The organism is Pseudomonas sp. KNUC1026 (assembly GCF_021650705.1).
In the GTDB taxonomy this organism is placed as follows: Bacteria; Pseudomonadota; Gammaproteobacteria; order Pseudomonadales; family Pseudomonadaceae; genus Aquipseudomonas.
Genome location: NZ_CP087138.1, coordinates 1,097,995 through 1,116,278 on the forward strand (window position 1 = coordinate 1,097,995; position 18,284 = coordinate 1,116,278).

Sequence of the window (18,284 nt, forward strand, 5' to 3'; positions counted from 1 at the left end):
CCCTATACAGCCGTGCCCACAAGAACAACAACACGGAGTCGCCCCATGAGCCAGGAACTGGCGCTGATACGCCGTATCACCCTCAAGTTGATCCCCTTTCTGGTGCTGCTGTACCTGGTGGCCTACGTCGACCGTTCGGCGGTGGGGTTCGCCAAGCTGCACATGAGCGCCGACGTCGGCATCGGCGACGCCGCCTACGGCATGGGCGCGGGGCTGTTCTTCATCGGTTACTTCCTGCTGGAGGTGCCCAGCAACCTGTGGCTGGAGCGCTTCGGTGCGCGGCGCTGGTTCGCCCGCATCCTGATCACCTGGGGCGCCATCACCTGCGCCATGGCGCTGATCCAGGGGCCGTGGAGCTTCTATACCCTGCGTTTTCTGCTGGGTGCGGCAGAAGCGGGGTTCTTCCCCGGCGTGCTGTACTACATCACCCAGTGGTACCCGGTGCGCCATCGCGGCAAGATCATGGGCCTGTTCATCCTCTCCCAGCCCATCGCCATGATGATCACCGGCCCCGTCGCCGGCGCCTTGCTCGGCCTGGAAGGGCTTGGCGGGCTGCATGGCTGGCAGTGGCTGTTCATCGCCATCGGCCTGCCGGCGATGCTGCTCACCTGGCCGACCCTGCGCTGGCTGCCGGATGGCCCGCGCCAGGTGGCCTGGCTCAGTGAAGCGGAAAAAGACTGGCTGGCCGGCGAGTTGCGCAAGGACCTGGCCACCTTCGGCCAGACCCGCCATGGCAACCCGCTGCATGCCCTGAAGGACCGCCGCGTGCTGCTGCTGGCGCTCTATTACCTGCCGGTGACTCTGAGCATCTACGGCCTGGGCCTGTGGCTGCCCACGCTCATCCAGCAATTCGGCGGCTCCGATCTCACCACCGGCTTCGTGTCCTCGGTGCCCTATGTGTTCGGCATCCTCGGCTTGCTGATCGTGCCGCGCAGTTCCGATCGCCTCAACGACCGCTACGGCCACCTGGCCGGCTTGTACCTGCTCGGGGCCATCGGCCTTGCTTGCGCGGCCTGGTTCGCGGCGCCTGCGCTGCAATTGGCGGCGCTGTGTGCGGCGGCGTTTTCGCTGTTTTCCTGCACGGCGGTGTTCTGGACGTTGCCGGGCGATTCTTCGCCGGGGCCAGTGCAGCGGCAGGTATCGCGCTGATCAATTCGGTGGGCAACCTCGGCGGCTACCTGGGCCCGTTCCTGATCGGCGCGCTCAAGGCCTGGACCGGCTCGCTCGCCAGCGGCCTGTTCCTGTTGGCCGGTGTGATGCTGCTGGGGTTGCTGCTGACCGCAATCGTTTATCACGTGCTGGAGCGCCGCCATGCGTTGGCGCCTGAGCAGTTCGCTGCCAGTGCCCGTTCCCGTTTGAGTTGAAGGAGGCAGTTCGATGCGTTCGATTCAGTTCACAAGCCCGGCCGGCGAGCGCCGCGTGGGTGTGGTTGAAGGTGGCCAGGTAAGGGCCGTCGACGGAGTAGGCAGCACCCGCGAGCTGGCGTTTGGAGCCATCGAGCGGGGCACCCGCCTGCAGGATGAAGTGCAGCGTCTGGGGCTGGGCGAGGCGTTCGATTACGCCTTGTTGCTGGAGCAGCACCGCGTGCTGCCGCCGCTCGACCACCCGGACCCGGCGCACCTGCTGGTGACCGGCACCGGCCTCACCCACCTGGGCAGCGCCGCCACCCGCGACAAGATGCACCAGGGCGCCGATGAAGGCACCCTCACCGACAGCATGAAGATCTTCAAATGGGGTGTGGATGGCGGCAAGCCCGCCGCAGGCGAAGCAGGTGTGCAGCCTGAGTGGTTCTACAAGGGCGATGGCGGCATCGTGGTTGCGCCCGGCGCGCCGCTACCGCTGCCGCCGTTTGCCGAAGACGGCGGCGAGGAACCGGAGCTGGCCGGCCTCTACCTGATCGGCCCGGACCACAAGCCTTACCGGCTCGGCTATGCCTTGGGCAACGAGTTCTCCGACCACGTGATGGAGCGGCGCAACTATCTGTATCTCGCCCATTCCAAGCTGCGCGCCTGTGCCTATGGGCCGGAGCTGCGGGTGGGCGCGCTGCCGGAGCACCTCGAAGGAAGCAGCCGCATCCTGCGTGATGGCCAGGTGATCTGGGAAAAACCGTTCTTGAGTGGCGCGGCCAACATGTGCCACAGCTTCGAGAACCTGGAGTTTCACCACTTCAAATACGCGCAGTTCCTGCGGCCGGGGGATGTGCATGTGCACTTTTTCGGCACTGCAACGTTGTCGTTCGCCGACGGCATCAAGGCGCAGGAGGGTGACCACTTCGAGGTGAGCCTGGCCGAGTTCGGCGAGCCGCTGCGTAACCCCTTGGGTAAAAGCGCCGAGGTGTTCGCGCCGGGCGGTGTGAAGGCGCTGTAAAAGCTTTCGCCGCGCGCGGGCAAACACGGTATTCTTGGCGGTCGTTCTCCCCGCCCTGAGGTAGTTTTTCCGTGTTTGCCCAATTCGACCTGCATGAACGCCTGCTCAAAGCCGTGGCCGAGCTCAATTTCGTCGAGCCCACCCCCGTGCAGGTCGAGGCGTTGCCGCCAGCACTGAAAGGCCGTGACCTGCGCGTCACCGCACAAACCGGCAGCGGCAAAACCGCCGCCTTCGTGCTGCCGATCCTCAACCGCCTGGTCGACCTCACCGAGCGCCGCACCCACATCCGCGCCGTCATCCTGCTGCCCACCCGCGAGCTGGCTCAGCAAACGCTCAAGGAAGTGGAGCGTTTTGCGCGCTACACCTATGTCAAGGCGGGTTTGGTCACCGGCGGTGAAGACTTCAAGGTGCAGGCTGCGATGCTGCGCAAGGTGCCCGACATCCTGATCGGCACCCGGGCCGGCTGCTGGAGCAGCTCAATGCCGGCAACCTGGAGTTGGAGCGCGTCGAAGTGCTGGCCTTGGACGAAGCAGACCGCATGCTCGACATGGGCTTTGCCGAAGACGTCGAGCGCCTGTGCAACGAGTGCGCCAGCCGCCAGCAGACGCTGCTGTTCTCCGCCACCACCGGCGGCGCGGCACTGCGCGAGATCATCGGCAAGGTGTTGAAAGACCCGCTGCACCTGATGGTCAACAACGTCGCCGACCTCAGCGAAAACACCCGGCAGCAGATCATCACCGCCGACCACCCGGCGCATAAAGAGAAGATCGTGCAGTGGCTGCTGAGTAACGAAACCTATCGCAAGGCGATCGTGTTCACCAACACCCGTGCCATGGCCGACCGCATCTATGGCCACCTGGTGGCGATGGACTTCAAAGCCTTCGTGCTGCATGGCGACAAGGACCAGAAAGACCGCAAGCACGCCATCGAGCGCCTCAAGCAGGGTGGCGCCAAGGTGCTGGTTGCAACCGACGTCGCGGCCCGCGGCCTGGACGTCGAAGGCCTGGACATGGTGATCAACTTCGACCTGCCCCACAGCGGCGACGAGTACGTACACCGCGTGGGCCGCACCGGCCGTGCCGGTGAGCAGGGCCTGGCCATCTCGCTGATCTGCCATATCGACTGGAACCGCATGTCCAGCATCGAGCGCTACCTCAAGCAGCAGTTCGAGCGCCGCGTGATCAAGGAAGTGGCTGGTAGCTACACCGGGCCGAAGAAGGTGAAGGCGTCCGGCAAGGCGGCCAGCACCAAGAAGAAAAAGACCGACAAGAAAGGCGCCGCTGCCAAGCCTGCGGCCAAACGCAAGCCGGCGAGCAAACCGCTGGCCAGTGCTGATGGGATGGCGCCGCTGCGCAAGCGCTGACCCCTTGTCGCGCGGCAAGCCGCCCTCCCACCAGCTCTGTGGGAGGCCGGCTTGCCGGGCGACGCCCTCCCACCAGGTAAATGACGAAGCTCAAGTGGGAGGCCGGCTTGCCGGACGCCGTGTAACGGGCGACGGCCCATGATCAATCGCCAGTCGAAAACCACTTCCTCCAAACCGCCAACGGCCACCGCATCGACAGTGGCCAAGGCACCTCATTGGCCCGGTTTTCCCGCTCGGCCGGCGCCACGCGTTGCATGAAGTACGCGTACAGGGCGATCACATCCTCATCGCTCAAGTGCGCATAGAGGGGTACGGCATCGCCGGATACAGGCTGCTGCCATCGGCCGCGATGCCATGGCGCAGCGCACGGTCGAAATCCTCAAGGCTGTAGGCGCCGATGCCCTGTACCCGGCTGGGGGTGATGTTGGTGCTGTAGAGCGTGCCGATCGGTGTCGGCAGCGCCAGGCCGCCGGCGAACGGCTGGCCGCCCTGGGCGGTGTGGCAGCCTCCGCAATTGCCGGCCAGGGCCAGGTACTCGCCGCGCGTGCTCCAGCGCGGGCCTGAGAGATCCGCCGGTGTCTGCAGCGGCAACGTGCGGGTCGGCCACAGGGCAACGGCCAGCAGCGCGGCGAACAGCAGGCAGGCAAGCCCCAGCAGCAGTTTGACCATCAGGGCGCAGATTCCTTACAAGCGCAGGCAGGCAAAAGCTCAGAGGCGGTATTCAAGCCCCGGTTCCCTGCAAGATGTTACCCATCGCCAGGCGCGCTCGGTAGAACGCCAGCGCCAATAGCGCCGAACCCAGCGATACGCCCGCCAGCAGCGCAGGGTAGCCGAAATAGTGGTACACCACGCCACCCAGATAACCACCCACGCACAGCCCGAGCCACGAACTCAGCCGGTAGAGGGCATTGACCCGCGAAAAGATCGGCCGAGGAATCAGCCGTTGCCGCCACGTGACTGCGATACAGGCCCAGGCGCCCATGCCCGCGCCGAGCAGGGCCATCCCCGCCAGCAAGCCCGGCAGCGCACTGTGAGCCGCCATCACCGCGCTTCCAGCCACGGCGAGCAGCAAGGCACCGAACAACAGATCACCCACGGCCAGCCACCGGGCCATCCCGGGCGCCAGGCACGAGGCCAGCACGAAGCCCGTCGCATTGGCCGCGTATACCAGCCCGGTGGGCAGCGCCGGCTGCGCAGCCTGGCTGGCGATGATCAAGGGCAGCACCGCCATCACACTGGCGATCAGGGCGCAAAAGCCTGCGGCGTAGCTGCACAGCAGGCGCAGCGCCCGATGGCCGGCGAGGTAACGGGCACCTTCACTCCATGGCTGCCCGCTTGAAGCCTGCTGAGCCCGCGGCGGTGCATCGACAACCTGGCGGAACACCCACATCGACAGCGCGTAGGCCAGCACCGCCAGGTACAGCGCCAAGGCTGGGCGCTGGTCATACAGCGCGGCGCCGGCCAAAGGGCCTGCGAAAAACACGAAGAAGTATTCCAGTGACTGCAACGTTCGATTGATGCCAGCCAGGGCGTGGTCCGGGTAAAGCCCCAGGGTGAGGGTTTGCGTGGCGTTTTCCAGAAACACCTCGGTGGCGCCGACGATGAACGCGCACATCAGCAACCAGTGCAGTGCCGGGCCGGCCACCAGCAGTGTGCCGACGCCCAGCAGCCTGACCCAGCGCACCGCTCGCGTTACCCGCAGCGGCGGCGCCACATCCAGCAGGTGCCCGGCCAGCAGGGAGAACACCACCGAAGCGGCTGCCTTGAGCAGATAGCTGAGGGAAAACAGTAGCGGGTCCTGGGTCACGGCCAGCATCATCAGCGGGAACAGCACCGTCAGCAGCCCATCGCCGAAGTTGTCCAGGCCGGCGCTGATCACGAAGCTGCGCTGTTGCAGGTTCGCCATGGCTCAGCCCGGCGCCGCGAGCGCGGCGGCATGGGGCACCAGTGCGCCGAAGCAGCCTGCGAAAGTCGCCAGCCAGTGCCGCGCGGCACGGGCGCCGCCAATGCCAGCGCCCAGGCGGCAGCAGGCGACAAACAGCGCGTAGTACTGGTGCCATTCCGGCAGCGGCTGCTCTAACACGGCGTGAACCCGCGGGGCCAATGCCGCCAGTGCGTCGCGCACGGGTTGCTCGTCATCACCTGGGCGGTCAAGGGCGCGCAAGCGAGCGATCAGCCCGAGCAGGTCGCTGTGCAGGCGTGTGTGCAGGCGCAAGCCATCCAGGCTCAGTTCCACATCCTGCTCGGAGCTGTGCTGGCTGCACAGGTACAGGCGCGTGGCATCGGCCTTCACCCCTTCGGCCATCAGGTCCGCCAGCCACAGCGCGTGATGTTGCCCGGTCGACATCTTGCGCCCGGCGAGCTGGTAGAACGGGCTCACCCAGTGCCGCCGGTAAGGTGCTACCAGCCCGGTGGCCAGGGCGATATGGGGCAGGTCGACCAGCAACAGCCCGGCGTTGTCCTTGCCGTAGGCGAGGATGCTGTGCACCGAACTGTGTGGGTGAAGGGGCCAGCCCGTGCTCGCGCTCGAAGCGCTCGGCCACCAGCCACTGCTCGATCAGGGTGAAGTTGCGGTTGAAAAACACCTGGCCGGGTTCATGCCCCGGCAGGAACAGCCCCCACTCATCGACCCCGGTCCACTGATAGCTGCCCCGGCGCGTGCCAGCCAGCGCCAGGCATTGTTGCCTCACCTCGCCAGGCAAAGGCTGGCCCGCGATATAGCCACCGAGGTCGACCTCGGGCACAGCCAGGTAGTGCACGCAGCGTGGCTGCCAGTGGATGGCCTGGCCTGGCCCGGCAGGGGCGATGTGAATGTCGTCGAAGTCTTCAGGCGTGATGGAGATGCCGCAGGTGTCGCAGCTGTAGCCCTTGGCCGGCAGCCCGCAATGCCTGCAACGCCCGCTGATCCAGTTGCCGGCGATGGGGGTGCCGCCGGCCGTGAACGGGTAACGCACCTGCCGGGTGTGCAGCCAGGGTGTCAATCGCTCCGTGGCCTGGCTGATCGAGCGCAGGCTCTGCTCGGCCTGCTCGGGAGCGAGGTAGTTGATCAGGGCATCCAGCTCGATACCGAAGTAGCTCAGCTCATGCTGGATCTGCGCCTGCATCCGAAGCGCCATGGCCTGCGGCGCCACCCCGTGGGCGCGGGCAATCACACTGATCGCGTTGTCGTACACATCGAAGCCACCATAGAAACCCACACGGTTGCCCTGGCGGCGCTGGTAGCGGGCGAAGATGTCCAGCGGCAGGAACTGCGCGGCTAAATGGCCCAGGTGCAGCCCGCCGTTGGGCGTCGGCATGGCGCCGACCAGCAAGTAGCTTTTCATGGCGCCAGGGCCTCCGAATGGGCGTTGTCGAAGGCTTCGATCAGGCCTTCGATGCCAATGGGCCGCTGAGCCTGGGGTGGCAGCGGGTCGAAATGGTAATAGCGCCGGCCGGGGTCGATGGCCGGTGCGCGAAACAGCGAAACGCCCAGGCCTTGGTCGTAATGGCGGAACGAGCACACATGCCGTTTGCCGCCACCACCCGGCAGGTCGACGACGAAACGGGGGAAGTCGAACCCCGATGTGTGGCCACGCAATGCTTCCTCCAGTTCGATGGCAGTGCTCAAGGGGGTGCGCAGTGCTTCGCTGCCAGGCACCAGGTCGTGCAGGTACACGTAGTAGGGCTCCACGTTGAGGGCCACCAGCGCGTCCAGCAGCGTGCCCAGGCTTTGCGGGGTGTCGTTCACCCCACGCAGCAGCACCGCCTGATTGCGCACCTTGATGCCCCGGTCGAACAACGCATCGGCAGCGAGGCGGGTGACCCAGGTGATCTCCCGCGCATGGTTGAAATGGGTGTGCAGGGCAAACTGCTTGCGCCGCTCGCGCGCCAATCGCTGGGCGGCGACCAGCACGCTGCTCCAGCCATCCTCATCGAGCAAGGCGCAGGGCAGCACCGCCAGCACTTTGCTCGCCACCCGCACGCTGCGTACGTGCTCGATTTCGAGCAGCGTCTGGAGCAGCGGCCACAGGTGCCGGGCCGGCAGGCTGTAGGCGTCGCCGCCGCTGACCACCACGTCTTCGATAGCCGGAGTGTCGCGGATGTAATCCAGTGCCTGCTGCCAGCGGTTGGGCGTGGCGGCTTCATGCGCCTTGGTGACTGCAACAGTGTCGCCGCCCACCAGGTAGCTGCGCGTGCAGAACCGGCAGTACACCGGGCAACTGCGGGTGGCCAGCAACAGCGCTTTGCTCGGGTAGCGATGAACCACGCCCTGCACGGGGGAGGCCTGATGTTCGCTCAAGGAATCCAGCCCCAGTGCCGGATGATCGGGCACGTATTCACTGGCCAGCGGAATGAACTGCCGGCGCAGCGGGTCGGCTACCGGGTCATGCCAGTTGATCAACGCAAGCACGTAGGGCGTGAGGCGAACTTGCATCGGGTTGCTTGCAAGTGAGGCCGCGAAGTCATCCGCCAGCGCCTGTGACGATTCCACGCGGATGAATTCGTAAAGCCGCTCCGGGCTTCTCAGGCTGTTGCGCAACTGCCAGCACTCGGACAGGAACGCCGAGCGCTCGACCTCGCGGTACTGCCGCAGCCGTTGCCAGAAGGCGGGTTGGTCCATCGCGCGAACGCCACACACTCGGTGGCGCGCTTGTTGAGCATCGCCACCAGCGTGGCCAGCTCCGGCTGCAACTGCCGCTCGAACCCCAGCGCCGCGCATTCCACCTGAGCCATGCCTTCGAAGATCACCTGGGCGAAGGTATGCACCCGCTGGGGTTTGTAGCTCAGCTCGGCGAGCAGCTTGCGGTGGGTGCAGAGGTGGTCTTGCAGGTGCCAGCCGAGCCGGTCGAGGCGAAATTTCAGGGTCACCGGTTCCGGCTCCCACCAGCGTGAGCGCAGCGACAATTGCGCGTCAGTGATGCCGGCGAATTGCGCCAGCAGCCGCTGGTGCACCTGCTCGTACTGGGAGAACAGCGCCGAGCCCGGGCCGATGTCGGCGGTGGCTTCGCCGACCTGAGCCTGGTGCGCCTCGAAGTCCCTGGCCGCCTCGGGGTGCAGGGTGTTGAGAATCTGCAAGCCGTGGGCGCTGCCCTCGCACAGCAGGCAGTGCACCAGGTTCTCTCGCAGGCTGCGCTCGTGCTCCAGCGGGGTGGCGTCGAGCAGGGTGTCGGGCACGCCGATGAAGTCGGCCTGCAGCTTGCGGTAGCTGGCGTGCCAGTTGGCGAGGATGGCATGAGTACGCGGCTGCGCGCGGCGCGGCGCTACGGCAAGCTCGATGGCCTGCGCAGCACTCACCAGCTCCTGGTACACCTGGAAGGCCAGCTCGCGCACGCAATCGGTGTACCAGCGCCAGTCGCCGGCGCCGTCCGAGAACGGCCAGTGCGCCATCACCTGGCGGTCCTCGATGCGGCACAGGCTGACCAGCAAGCGCGTAACCGCCTCGGCCAGTTCGCTGTGGTTCAGGCGTGCGTCGAGAAAACTCGCGCGGCCATCGGGCACCCAGTTCTGGATCACCCACGCCTGTTCCAGCGCATTGCGGTCTTCGCCGTTTTCGCTGAGCAGCGCCTGTGCCAGGCGCCGGGCGTGATCGGCGCCGCCGTTGAAGTAGTGGAATTTCGCCAGGCCAATGCGCAGTTGGGTTTCCAGGCGCTGCGGGTCGAAGCTGCCGTCGTTTTCGGCGTGGGTGTAGCGGTAGCCTTTGCTGTGGCGGGTGTGGCGCGGCACGTAGCGGCATTCGTGGCTGCGGCTGCCGTCGGCGTTGAGTACCTGCAGCACCGGCGAGGCCACGAAGATGTGGCGGTCGATCAGGCGCCGTTCGTTGGGGGAGGGGTCGAGCGAACACACCTTGAGCGCAAAGAACCGCTCAACCAGCTCAACTTTTTGGCTCAGTGATTCAAGCGCACAGGCCAGGGCCTGGCAGGCGGCGAGTTCGGGGTTATGCACCAGCAGCAGGACCGGTTTGCCGCTGGCCAGGTGTGCATTGCGATAAAAATCATCGGCGTGCTTCCAATCGATCATGACGGGCTCCTTGCTTCACGGCCGAGGTTCGAGACTTTTCGAACCTTCAATACGGGGGACAGAGCCAGTGTTGAACCGGATGGGCGGACGCACAAGGAAGGCGCGATGCCATGGCCAGCGGGGAATGGTCCTAAAAAATAGAGCAATGGCTCTACTTCGGCTCATGTGAACGCTTTGATGGCGCCAAATAAATACCTCGCGATTTTGTTTCTAAATGTAATTGCGAGCAGACGACCTAGGCTCTGTATGAAATGTATTCCAGCGAAGGCCAGGCAAGGCGAAAACAGGGGAGGAAGCGGAGTTTACTGGTTGTAAATGAGCATTCCGAGCCTGTTTTCAACGCGGCATGGGCGAGCTGGGATGCATTTCGTACAGAGCCTAGTGCCCCATCCCGTGGCCAGCGTGATGCCACCACGGCAAGCTCCAGATGCCGAAGGCAATCACCCAAAGGCCGGCACCCACCCGCACTCCGCGCCGGCGCAGCCAATTCACTGCGCCATTGCCGGCAAAGGCCGCCAGCAGCAACGCAGGCCAGGTGCCCACGCCGAACGCGAGCATCAGCGCGGCACTGGTCAGCGCATCGCCCTGGCTGGCTGCCCACATCAGGCTGCTGTACACCAACCCGCACGGCAACCAGCCCCACAGCGCGCCCAGCGCCAGTGCTGCCCAAGCGCTGCGCACCGGCAACAGCTGGCGAGTGAGCGGCTGCAGGCGGCGCCAAAGCCCTTGGCCCAGCCGCTCCAGCTGCACAAGCCCACGCCACCAATCGGCCAGGTACAGGCCCATGGCGATGAGCAGTAACGCCGCCAGGGTGCGCAACCCACTCAAGGCCTGCATCTGGCTGTGCGCGGCGGCCATGCCGAGCAGGCCGATGAGCAGGCCCGCCAAGGCATAGCTCAGCACCCGCCCCAGTTGGCTGGCGAGCAGCAACAGCAGGCGGTGGCGGGGTGAGCGCGGTGCCAGGCCCAGATTGAGCGCGCCCATCAGGCCGCCGCACATGCCGATGCAGTGCCCACCACCGAGCAAGCCGAGCAGGGCGGCGCTGGCCAGCAAGGCCAGCAGCTCAAGGTTCATCGTGCGGCTCCTTCGGCGGCTGAGCCGCACGATGGGCGGGGTCTTGCTCGTCGAACAGCAGGCGTTCGCCGGGGCTGTCCAGGTCGTCGTACTGGCCGTTGCCGATGGCCCAGAACAGCAGCCACAGCGCCAGGCCCAGCAACACCAGCGCGGCGGGGATCAACCAGTAGAGCGCGCTCATGGCCGGCCCAGCCGTTGCGCGTTGAGCACCACCAGCAGCGAGCTGGCGCACATGCCCAGTGCGGCCCAGCCCGGTGTCACCAGCCCGAGAGCGGCGAACGGCAGCACCAGCAGGTTGTACAGCGCCGCCCAGGCGAGGTTCTGGCGCAGGATGCGCCGGCCCCGGCGGGCGAGTGTGAAAGCCTCGGGGATCGCGCTCAGCCGCTCACCGAGCAGCACGGCGTCGGCGCGCGACTGGGCAAGGTCGGCGCCGCGGCCCATGGCGATGCTCAGGTGCGCCGCAGCCAACAGCGGCGCATCGTTGGCACCGTCGCCCAGCACCATCACGCGCCGGCCTTGTTCGCGCAGGTGCTCGAGGGCGGCGAGCTTGGCTTCCGGGCTGAGGCCGCCCCGGCCTTCGATGCCCAGTTGGGCGCTGAGCTGGGCGACGGCAGCAGAGGGGTCGCCGGAGAGCATCAGCACCTGCCAGCGGCGGGCTCGGGCCCAGTCCACCAGCACCTGTGCATCATCACGCAGCGTATCGCGCAACCCGATCCAGCCTGAGCGGCCCGGCTTCACCGCCCAGCAGCAGCCACTGGCAGCTGGCATCCGGCGGTGAAGGCTCGGCAAAGCCACCGGCACCTGCGACGAACGCCGGCTGGCCGAATGCCACAGGTTGCCCGCCAATCACCCCGTGCACGCCCAGGCCCAACTGCTCTGCCCAGTGCTGCACGGCAAGCGCGGCGGGGCCGAAGGCCTCGGCCACGGCATGGCGGCTGCCGGCCTCCAGTGCCGTGGCGTGGGCCAGCACCGCATCGCTGGTCCATTCACCGAAGGGCTCGACCCGGTGCACGCCCGGCCGGCCAAGGGTGAGCGTGCCGGTCTTGTCGAGCACCAGCGTGTCGACGCTATTCAGGCTCTCCAGCAGGTGGCCGCGCACCACCAGCAGGCCGAGCCGCTGAAGGGCCGACGTGGTTGCCGCAAGTGCCACCGGCAACGCCAGCGAAAGCGCACACGGGCACAGCGCCACCAGCATCGCCAGCACCACCCACGGCGCCCGGGCCGGCTCCACCCAGGCCCAGGCCAACCCCACCAGCAGCGCTAGTACCAGGCTGACGGCCAGAAAAACCTGCGCAGCGCGGTCGGCCCAACGTGCCAACGGCGGCTTATGCGCCTGGGCCTGCTCCAGCACCCGGCCGATGGCCGACAACCGCGTATCACCGTGAACGGCGGTCACTCGCAGCACGAACGCCGGCCCCAGGTTCAGGGTGCCGGCCAGGCACGGCTCGCCCACCTGGCGCAGCTGCGGCTCGGCCTCGCCGCTGAGCAGCGCTTCATCCAGTTGCGCAAGGCCTTCAACCACCTCGCCATCGGCGGGCACCTGGCCGCCGTGAGGCACACGCACCCGGTCACCGACCTTGAGCTGGCCCAGCGGGGCCTGCTCGGCTGCACCGTTTGCCAGCAATCGCTCGGCCGCCAGTGGCAACGCCCGCGCCAGGCCCAGCCCGCCCAGGGCGCTGTGCTGCCGCGCGCGCTGCTCCAGGTAACGGCCGCCGAGCAGAAAGAAGGCGAACATGCCGACCGTATCGACATACAGCTCGCCGCGGCCGGTGCTTGCGGCGTACACACCGGCAGCGAAGGCGCCGGCCAACGCCAGCGACACCGAAACATCCATGCTCAGCTGCCTGTGGCGCAGTGCATTGAAGGCGCCGCCAAAGAACGGCACGCAGCTGTAAGCCAGCACCGGGACTGTCAGCAGGCACGCCAGCCAGCGCAGCAGCTCATGCCAGGGCGGCGAGAGGTCGAGGTTGAAGGCCGGCCAGGTGGCCATGGTTGCCATCATTGCCTGGAACCAGAACAGCCCGGCCACGGCAAGCCGGCGCAGGGCCTGGCGGTTCTCCTCAACCTGCTCGGTTGCAAGGCCGCCGATGGCCCAGGGTTCGGCGCTGTAGCCCAGCTGTTGCAGCGCATCCAGCAGGCGGCTCAAGGCCTGCTCGGCGCTGTGCCAGCGCAGGCTCAGGCGGTGGCTGGTGAGGTTCACGCGCGCATGGCCGACGCCGGCCAGTGCCGCCAGGTGGCTTTCGATCAGCCAGGCGCAGGCGGCGCAAGTGATGCCACGCACCTGCAAGGTCGCCTCGCGCCAGAGGCCATCGTGGTGAACGAAATCGGCCTGCACGGCGGGGTCGTCCAGCTGCGCCAGGGCGGGGGCGGCTGGCAAGCGCTGCGGGTTGAGCGAAGGCCCGTCGCGGTACTGATAGAACGCGCCGAGGCCGGCACCTTCGATGGCTTGGGCAGCGGCGCGGCAGCCGGGCAGCAGAACACGCGTTGCTCACCGGCGACGGTTGCCTGGAACGGTGCGTTGCCCGCCACCGGCAACTGGCAGTGAAAGCACGGCGTCATGGCGCACGCAGCTCGCCGGCCAGCGGCCGCTGGCCAAGTTCGATCGGCTGGCCTTGCAGCAGGTCATGCTCTTCGAACAGCCGCCAGGTGCGCGGCCCGTGCTCGCCCAGCAGCTCGACCAGGCGCCGGCCCGAAGCGCTGCGCGGCAATTGGCCCTGGTAGCGACCGGGTAGGCCGGTGGGCGCCAGCTGCACCTGCAGGTCCTGATCCGGCAGTGTGGGCGACAGCAGATTCAGTTGCAGTGCAGGCGGCAGGCTCTGGCCGGTCAGTGTCACCTGAACGTCGCGGCCGTCGATACGCACCTCGGCGCCCAGTTTCAGGGCCTGGGCCAGGTGTTCGCGGTCGAGGTTGCGGTTGATGCCCAGGCCTGCCTCGTAATAGTGGTCGTTGACCAGGCCATCGCCGCCGAGCACCGAGAGCGCCACCATCAACAGGGTGCCGCCGAGGGAGCCGGCCATCATCGCCAGGATGATCCACGGCCAGCGCTGGCGATACCAGGGCGCGTGCGGGTTCATGGCTGTGGCCCGGTGAAGCGGCTTTCGGCGCGGGCGCTGCCCGTGCCGCCTTCGCTGTCGGTGGCGCTGAACTGCACCACCGCGCTGCCCTGCGTCAGCGCTTGCCGGGCCAGCACCAGCCGTACCGGCTGGCTGGCCTGGCTCTGCGCGGGCACCTCGACCAGCGTTGCGCCGTGCAGCTCCAGCCCTGCCGGGCCGCTGGCAGTGAGCCGGTAGCGGCGTGGCTGGTCGGTCTTGTTGGCGAGGGTGAGGCGGTAGACGTTTTCCAGCCGGCCGTCGGCGCTTTCGCGGTAGAGCAGCCGGTCCTTGCTTATGTCCAGCGCCAGCAGCGGGCGCTGCGCCAGGGCCCAGGCGAGGCCAGCCGTAATCGATAAAAGCATTGCCGCATACCCGATCAGGCGCGGGCGCAGCCAGTGCGTGCGCCCGCCCTCCAACGCCTGCTCGCTGGCATAGCGCACCAGCCCCTCGGGCTTGCCCAGCTTGCGCATCACGCTGTCGCAGGCATCGGCGCAGGCGCCGCAGCTCAGGCACGCCGCCTGCAGGCCGTCGCGGATGTCGATGCCGGTGGGGCACACCTGCACGCAGAGGGTGCAATCGACGCAATCACCGCCGCGACCTGCATGAGCACGCGGTTCGCCGCGGGTGATGTCGTAGGCCACGATCAGGCTGTCGCGGTCGAGCATCACGCTCTGGAAGCGGCCATAAGGGCACAGGTGGATGCACACCTGTTCGCGCAGCCAGCCGGCGTTGAGCCAGGTGGCGAGGGTGACCAGCAGCAGCCACAGGCTGGCGGCGTTCTGCCCCAGGTGCTGGGCAAGCTCGCGGATCGGGCTGAAGTAACCCACCAGGGTAAAACCGGTGGCCAGCGCCAGCAGCAGCCACAGGCTGTGCTTGGCCAGGCGCCGAGCCCGTGTGGGCGTACCGCGGCGGCCTTCGGTGGCGCGTTGGCAGAAGTGGAACATCCACAGCCAAAGGCTCTGCGGGCAGGCGTAGCCGCACCAGATGCGGCCGGCGTACACCGTGGCCACGAACAGCCCGAATGCTGCCGCCGCCAGCACGCCGGCCAGCAGGCTCAGGTCTTGCGGCCAGAACGTGCTGGCGCCCAGGTGCAACTGGCGGCCGGGCAGGTCCCACCACAGTGCCTGGCGCCCGCCCCATCGCAACCACGGGCCGCCGAAAAACAGCGCCAGCAGCAGCCCGCCGCTCACGAATCGCAGGCGCCGGTAACGGCCGTCGATCACGCGGGGGCGTATCACCGCGCAGGCTCCTGCGAGAGTTGCCATACGTAGGCGGCCAGCACTTTCACGCGTTCATCACCGAGCGCTGCGCCCTGAGCGGGCATCTGGCCCTGGCGGCCCAGGGCGATGCTCTGGCGGATCGCATCGAAGCCACTGCCATAAATGAAAGCGCCGGGGTGGGTGAGGTCTGGGGCGCCAAGCAGCGGCTGGCCCTTGCCCTGCGGGCCGTGGCAGGCGATGCAGGTGCGCGCGTAGAGCGCCTGGCCGCGGCTGGCATCAACGTTGGCCTCGGTCGGCAGCGGGCGGTTGCCCAGTTGCAGCACGTAGGCCGCCACGTCCGCCACGCCCTGGTCGCCCAGCACTGCCTGCCACGGCGGCATGGCGCTGCGGCGGCCCTTGAAGATCGTGGTGTAGATCTGCTCCGGGCTGCCGCCCCAACGCCAGTCGCTGTCGGTGAGGTCGGGATAGCCCGGGCCGCCGCCCGCATCGCTGCCGTGGCACTGGGCGCAGCGCTCGGCGAACAGCCGCTCGCCCATGCGCAGGGCGGCGGGGTCTCTGGCAAGTTCAGTGATCGGTTTGGCCGCCAGTTGCGCCAGCCAGGGCGCCAGTTGAGCGTTGGCCTGGGCATTGGCCTGCTCCCATTCATGCACCGCGCTCCAGCCCTGGCGGCCATCGCTGAAGGGGGTGCCGGCGCTGGCCTGTTGGTAGCCGGGCAGCAAGCCACGCCAGTTGCCCAGGCCTGGGTAAAGCACCAGATACAGCGCCGCGAACACCAGGGTGGCGATGAACAGCCACACCCACCAGCGCGGCGGTGGGTAGTCCTCTTCCTCGATGCCGTCCCAGCTCATCGGTTCGTGGTGCTCCGGCGGGCGGGTGCCGGCCCAGAGCAGCCAGGCCATTGCCGCCAGGGTGCCGAGGGTGAGCACGCTGATGTACAGGCTCCAGCCGGTGCTCATGGGCGCGGCTCCTGTTCATCGTCGTCGAAGGGCAGTTGTGCGGCTTCGTCGAAACGCGCCTTGCGCCCCGGGCTGAACACCCAGAGGAACAGCCCGGCAAACGCCAGCAGCACCAGCAGGGTGCCCAGGCCACGCAAGGTGCCGGCGCCCATCAGCGTTTGCTCTTCAGGGTGGTGCCCAACCCTTGCAGGTAGGCGATCAGTGCATCCATTTCGGTCTTGCCGCGCACGGCGGCCTCGGCGCCGGCGATGTCGGCGTCGGTGTAGGGCACGCCCAGCTCGCGTTGCACACGCAGTTTGCGCGGGGTAGCGCTGGCGTCGAGGGGGTTGCGTTCGAGGAAGGCATAAGCCGGCATCACCGACTCGGGCACCAGGCTGCGCGGGTCACGCAGGTGCGTGCGCTGCCAGTCGTCGCTGTAGCGGCCGCCGACCCGGGCAAGGTCTGGCCCGGTGCGCTTCGAACCCCAGAGGAAGGGGTGGTCCCACACGCTTTCACCGGCCACCGAGTAATGACCGAAACGTTCGGTTTCGGCGCGCAGCGGGCGAATCATCTGCGAATGGCAGCCCACGCAGCCGTTGGCAATGAACACGTCGCGGCCTTCGAGCTCCAGCGCCGTGCGTGGCTTCATGCCCTCCACCGGCTGGGTGACTTCGGGCTGGAAGAACAGCGGCACGATCTGCGTGAGGCCGCCCACGCTCACGGCGATCATCATCATCAGCGCCAGGAGGCCCAGGTGTTTTTCAAGGCGCTGGTGGCCGCCGCTCATGCCGCCACCGCCGTGCGCGCACGCACGGTGCGCCAGGTGTTCCAGGCCATCACCAGCATGCCGCTGGCAAAGCAGGCGCCGCCGGCCAGCCGGCCGAGGTAGCCGGCGTGGCTGGCCGCCACCACCTGGATGAAGTTGTAGGCGAGGGTGCCGTCGTCGTTGACCGCGCGCATCATCAGGCCCTGGATCAAGCCGTTGACCCACATGCTGGTCACGTACAGCACGGTGCCGACGGTGGCCAGCCAGAAGTGCAGGTGCACCGCCCGTGCGCTGTGCATGCCGGAGCGGCCGAACACCTGCGGGATCAGGTGGTAGGTGGAGCCGATGGTGATCATCGCCACCCAGCCCAGCGCCCCGGAATGCACGTGGCCGATGGTCCAGTCGGTGTAATGAGTGAAGGCGTTGACCGACTTGATCGCCATCATCGGCCCCTCGAAGGTGCTCATGCCGTAGAACGCCAGCGCTACCACCAGAAAGCGCAGCACTGCGTCGTCACGCAGTTTGTGCCAGGCACCGTTGAGCGTCAGCATGCCGTTGAGCATGCCGCCCCAGCTAGGCACCAGCAGGATCAGCGACATCACCATGCCCAGGCTCTGCGCCCAGTCGGGCAGGGCGGTGTAGTGAAGGTGATGCGGGCCGGCCCAGATATACAGGGTGATCAGCGCCCAGAAGTGCAGGATCGACAAGCGGTAGGAATACACCGGCCGCCCGGCCTGCTTGGGCACGAAGTAGTACATCATCCCCAGAAACCCGGTAGTCAGGAAAAACCCCACCGCGTTGTGGCCGTACCACCACTGCACCATGGCATCGGTGGCGCCGGCGTAGATCGGGTAGCTCTTGAACCAGCCCGCCGGCAGCGCCAGGTGGTTGACCACATGCAGCATCAGCATCACCAGGATGAAGGCGCCGTAGAACCAGTTCGCCACATAGATGTGCGGCACCTTGCGCCGCGCCACGGTGCCGAAGAACAGCCAGGCGTAGGCTATCCACACCACTGCCAGCAGCAATGCGACCGGCCATTCGAGCTCGGCGTATTCCTTGGAGGTGGTGTAGCCCAGCGGCAGGGTCACCAGCGCCGACACCAGCACCGCCTGCCAGCCCCAGAATACGAAACTGGCCAGCCGGTCGCTGATCAATGGCGCCTGGCAGGTGCGCTGCACCACGTAAAGCGAAGTGCCCAGCAGCGCGCAGCCGCCGAAGGCGAAGATCACCAGGTTGGTGTGCAGCGGGCGCAGGCGGCCGAAGCTGGTCCAGCCCAGGTCGAAGTTCAGCTGCGGCCACACCAGTTGCGCGGCGATGAAAACCCCCACCGACATGCCGACGATGCCCCACACCACGGTCATCACGGCGAACTGGCGCACCACGTGGTAGTTGTAGGCCGGGGGCGGGGAAGCGGGGTGCATGCAAAGGGTCCAGGGGCAGCGGGCGGCCAGCAGTATGGGTAATGCG

13 protein-coding genes and 5 pseudogenes are annotated in these 18,284 nt (G+C 67.2%); 3 read left to right on the top strand and 15 right to left on the bottom strand.

Going from position 1 to position 18,284, the window contains the following annotated elements; genetic code table 11:
• The first annotated feature begins 45 nt into the window (after window positions 1-45).
• The 3 genes and pseudogenes from LN139_RS04825 (at window position 46) to LN139_RS04835 (ending at window position 3,730) form a co-directional block, all read left to right on the top strand.
• Window positions 46-1,364 (top strand): annotated as a pseudogene (locus tag LN139_RS04825) (MFS transporter).
• A gap of 13 nt (window positions 1,365-1,377) precedes the next feature.
• Complete coding sequence (gene araD1 / locus LN139_RS04830) at window positions 1,378-2,367, top strand: AraD1 family protein (protein WP_236358999.1); 990 nt, start codon at window positions 1,378-1,380, stop codon at window positions 2,365-2,367.
• A 71-nt stretch (window positions 2,368-2,438) separates the two neighbouring features.
• A pseudogene (locus tag LN139_RS04835) lies at window positions 2,439-3,730 on the top strand (DEAD/DEAH box helicase).
• Between the two features lie 154 nt (window positions 3,731-3,884).
• On the opposite strand, the pseudogene LN139_RS04840 reads toward LN139_RS04835, so the two are convergent.
• The 15 genes and pseudogenes from LN139_RS04840 to ccoN all read right to left on the bottom strand — a co-directional run.
• Window positions 3,885-4,399, bottom strand: a pseudogene (locus LN139_RS04840) (c-type cytochrome); the annotation flags it as partial.
• Window positions 4,400-4,451: 52 nt separating this feature from the next.
• A complete protein-coding gene (locus LN139_RS04845) occupies window positions 4,452-5,636 on the bottom strand; it encodes an MFS transporter (protein WP_236359000.1) in 1,185 nt (394 codons plus the stop codon).
• A 3-nt stretch (window positions 5,637-5,639) separates the two neighbouring features.
• Window positions 5,640-6,218, bottom strand: coding sequence for a class I tRNA ligase family protein (locus tag LN139_RS04850; protein WP_236359001.1), 579 nt, complete (start codon window positions 6,216-6,218; stop codon window positions 5,640-5,642).
• Between the two features lie 379 nt (window positions 6,219-6,597).
• A pseudogene (locus LN139_RS25425) lies at window positions 6,598-7,053 on the bottom strand (class I tRNA ligase family protein); the annotation flags it as partial.
• A complete protein-coding gene (locus LN139_RS04860) occupies window positions 7,050-8,330 on the bottom strand; it encodes a KamA family radical SAM protein (protein ID WP_236359003.1) in 1,281 nt (426 codons plus the stop codon). The pseudogene LN139_RS25425 and the gene LN139_RS04860, both read right to left, overlap by 4 nt.
• On the bottom strand, window positions 8,234-9,727 hold the full coding sequence (locus LN139_RS04865) for a DinB family protein (protein WP_236359004.1): 1,494 nt from the start codon (window positions 9,725-9,727) through the stop codon (window positions 8,234-8,236). Before LN139_RS04865 ends, LN139_RS04860 begins: the two co-directional genes overlap by 97 nt.
• Window positions 9,728-10,105: 378 nt before the next feature.
• Window positions 10,106-10,801: a sulfite exporter TauE/SafE family protein gene (locus LN139_RS04870; RefSeq protein ID WP_236359005.1), complete on the bottom strand. Its 696-nt coding sequence runs from the start codon at window positions 10,799-10,801 to the stop codon at window positions 10,106-10,108.
• Window positions 10,791-10,982 (bottom strand): cbb3-type cytochrome oxidase assembly protein CcoS, encoded by a 192-nt coding sequence (gene ccoS, locus LN139_RS04875; protein WP_236359006.1) that lies wholly within the window; start codon window positions 10,980-10,982, stop codon window positions 10,791-10,793. Before ccoS ends, LN139_RS04870 begins: the two co-directional genes overlap by 11 nt.
• Window positions 10,979-13,360: pseudogene (locus tag LN139_RS04880) on the bottom strand (heavy metal translocating P-type ATPase). The gene ccoS and the pseudogene LN139_RS04880 overlap by 4 nt, the downstream one beginning before the upstream one ends.
• Window positions 13,357-13,875, bottom strand: coding sequence for a FixH family protein (locus LN139_RS04885; RefSeq protein WP_236359007.1), 519 nt, complete (start codon window positions 13,873-13,875; stop codon window positions 13,357-13,359). Before LN139_RS04885 ends, LN139_RS04880 begins: the two are co-directional and overlap by 4 nt.
• Entirely contained in the window at window positions 13,872-15,131 is a 1,260-nt protein-coding gene (ccoG, locus tag LN139_RS04890; RefSeq protein WP_236359008.1) for a cytochrome c oxidase accessory protein CcoG, read from the bottom strand. The genes LN139_RS04885 and ccoG overlap by 4 nt, the downstream gene beginning before the upstream one ends.
• Window positions 15,128-16,069 carry a cytochrome-c oxidase, cbb3-type subunit III gene (gene ccoP / locus LN139_RS04895; RefSeq protein ID WP_236359009.1) on the bottom strand — a complete coding sequence of 314 codons (942 nt, stop codon included), beginning with the start codon at window positions 16,067-16,069 and terminating at the stop codon, window positions 15,128-15,130. The genes ccoG and ccoP overlap by 4 nt, the downstream gene beginning before the upstream one ends.
• Window positions 16,066-16,221, bottom strand: coding sequence for a cbb3-type cytochrome oxidase subunit 3 (locus LN139_RS04900; RefSeq protein ID WP_236359010.1), 156 nt, complete (start codon window positions 16,219-16,221; stop codon window positions 16,066-16,068). The genes ccoP and LN139_RS04900 overlap by 4 nt, the downstream gene beginning before the upstream one ends.
• Entirely contained in the window at window positions 16,221-16,835 is a 615-nt protein-coding gene (ccoO, locus tag LN139_RS04905) for a cytochrome-c oxidase, cbb3-type subunit II (RefSeq protein ID WP_236359011.1), read from the bottom strand. The genes LN139_RS04900 and ccoO overlap by 1 nt, the downstream gene beginning before the upstream one ends.
• Window positions 16,832-18,238 carry a cytochrome-c oxidase, cbb3-type subunit I gene (gene ccoN, locus LN139_RS04910; protein ID WP_236359012.1) on the bottom strand — a complete coding sequence of 469 codons (1,407 nt, stop codon included), beginning with the start codon at window positions 18,236-18,238 and terminating at the stop codon, window positions 16,832-16,834. The genes ccoO and ccoN overlap by 4 nt, the downstream gene beginning before the upstream one ends.
• Window positions 18,239-18,284: the final 46 nt, after the last annotated feature.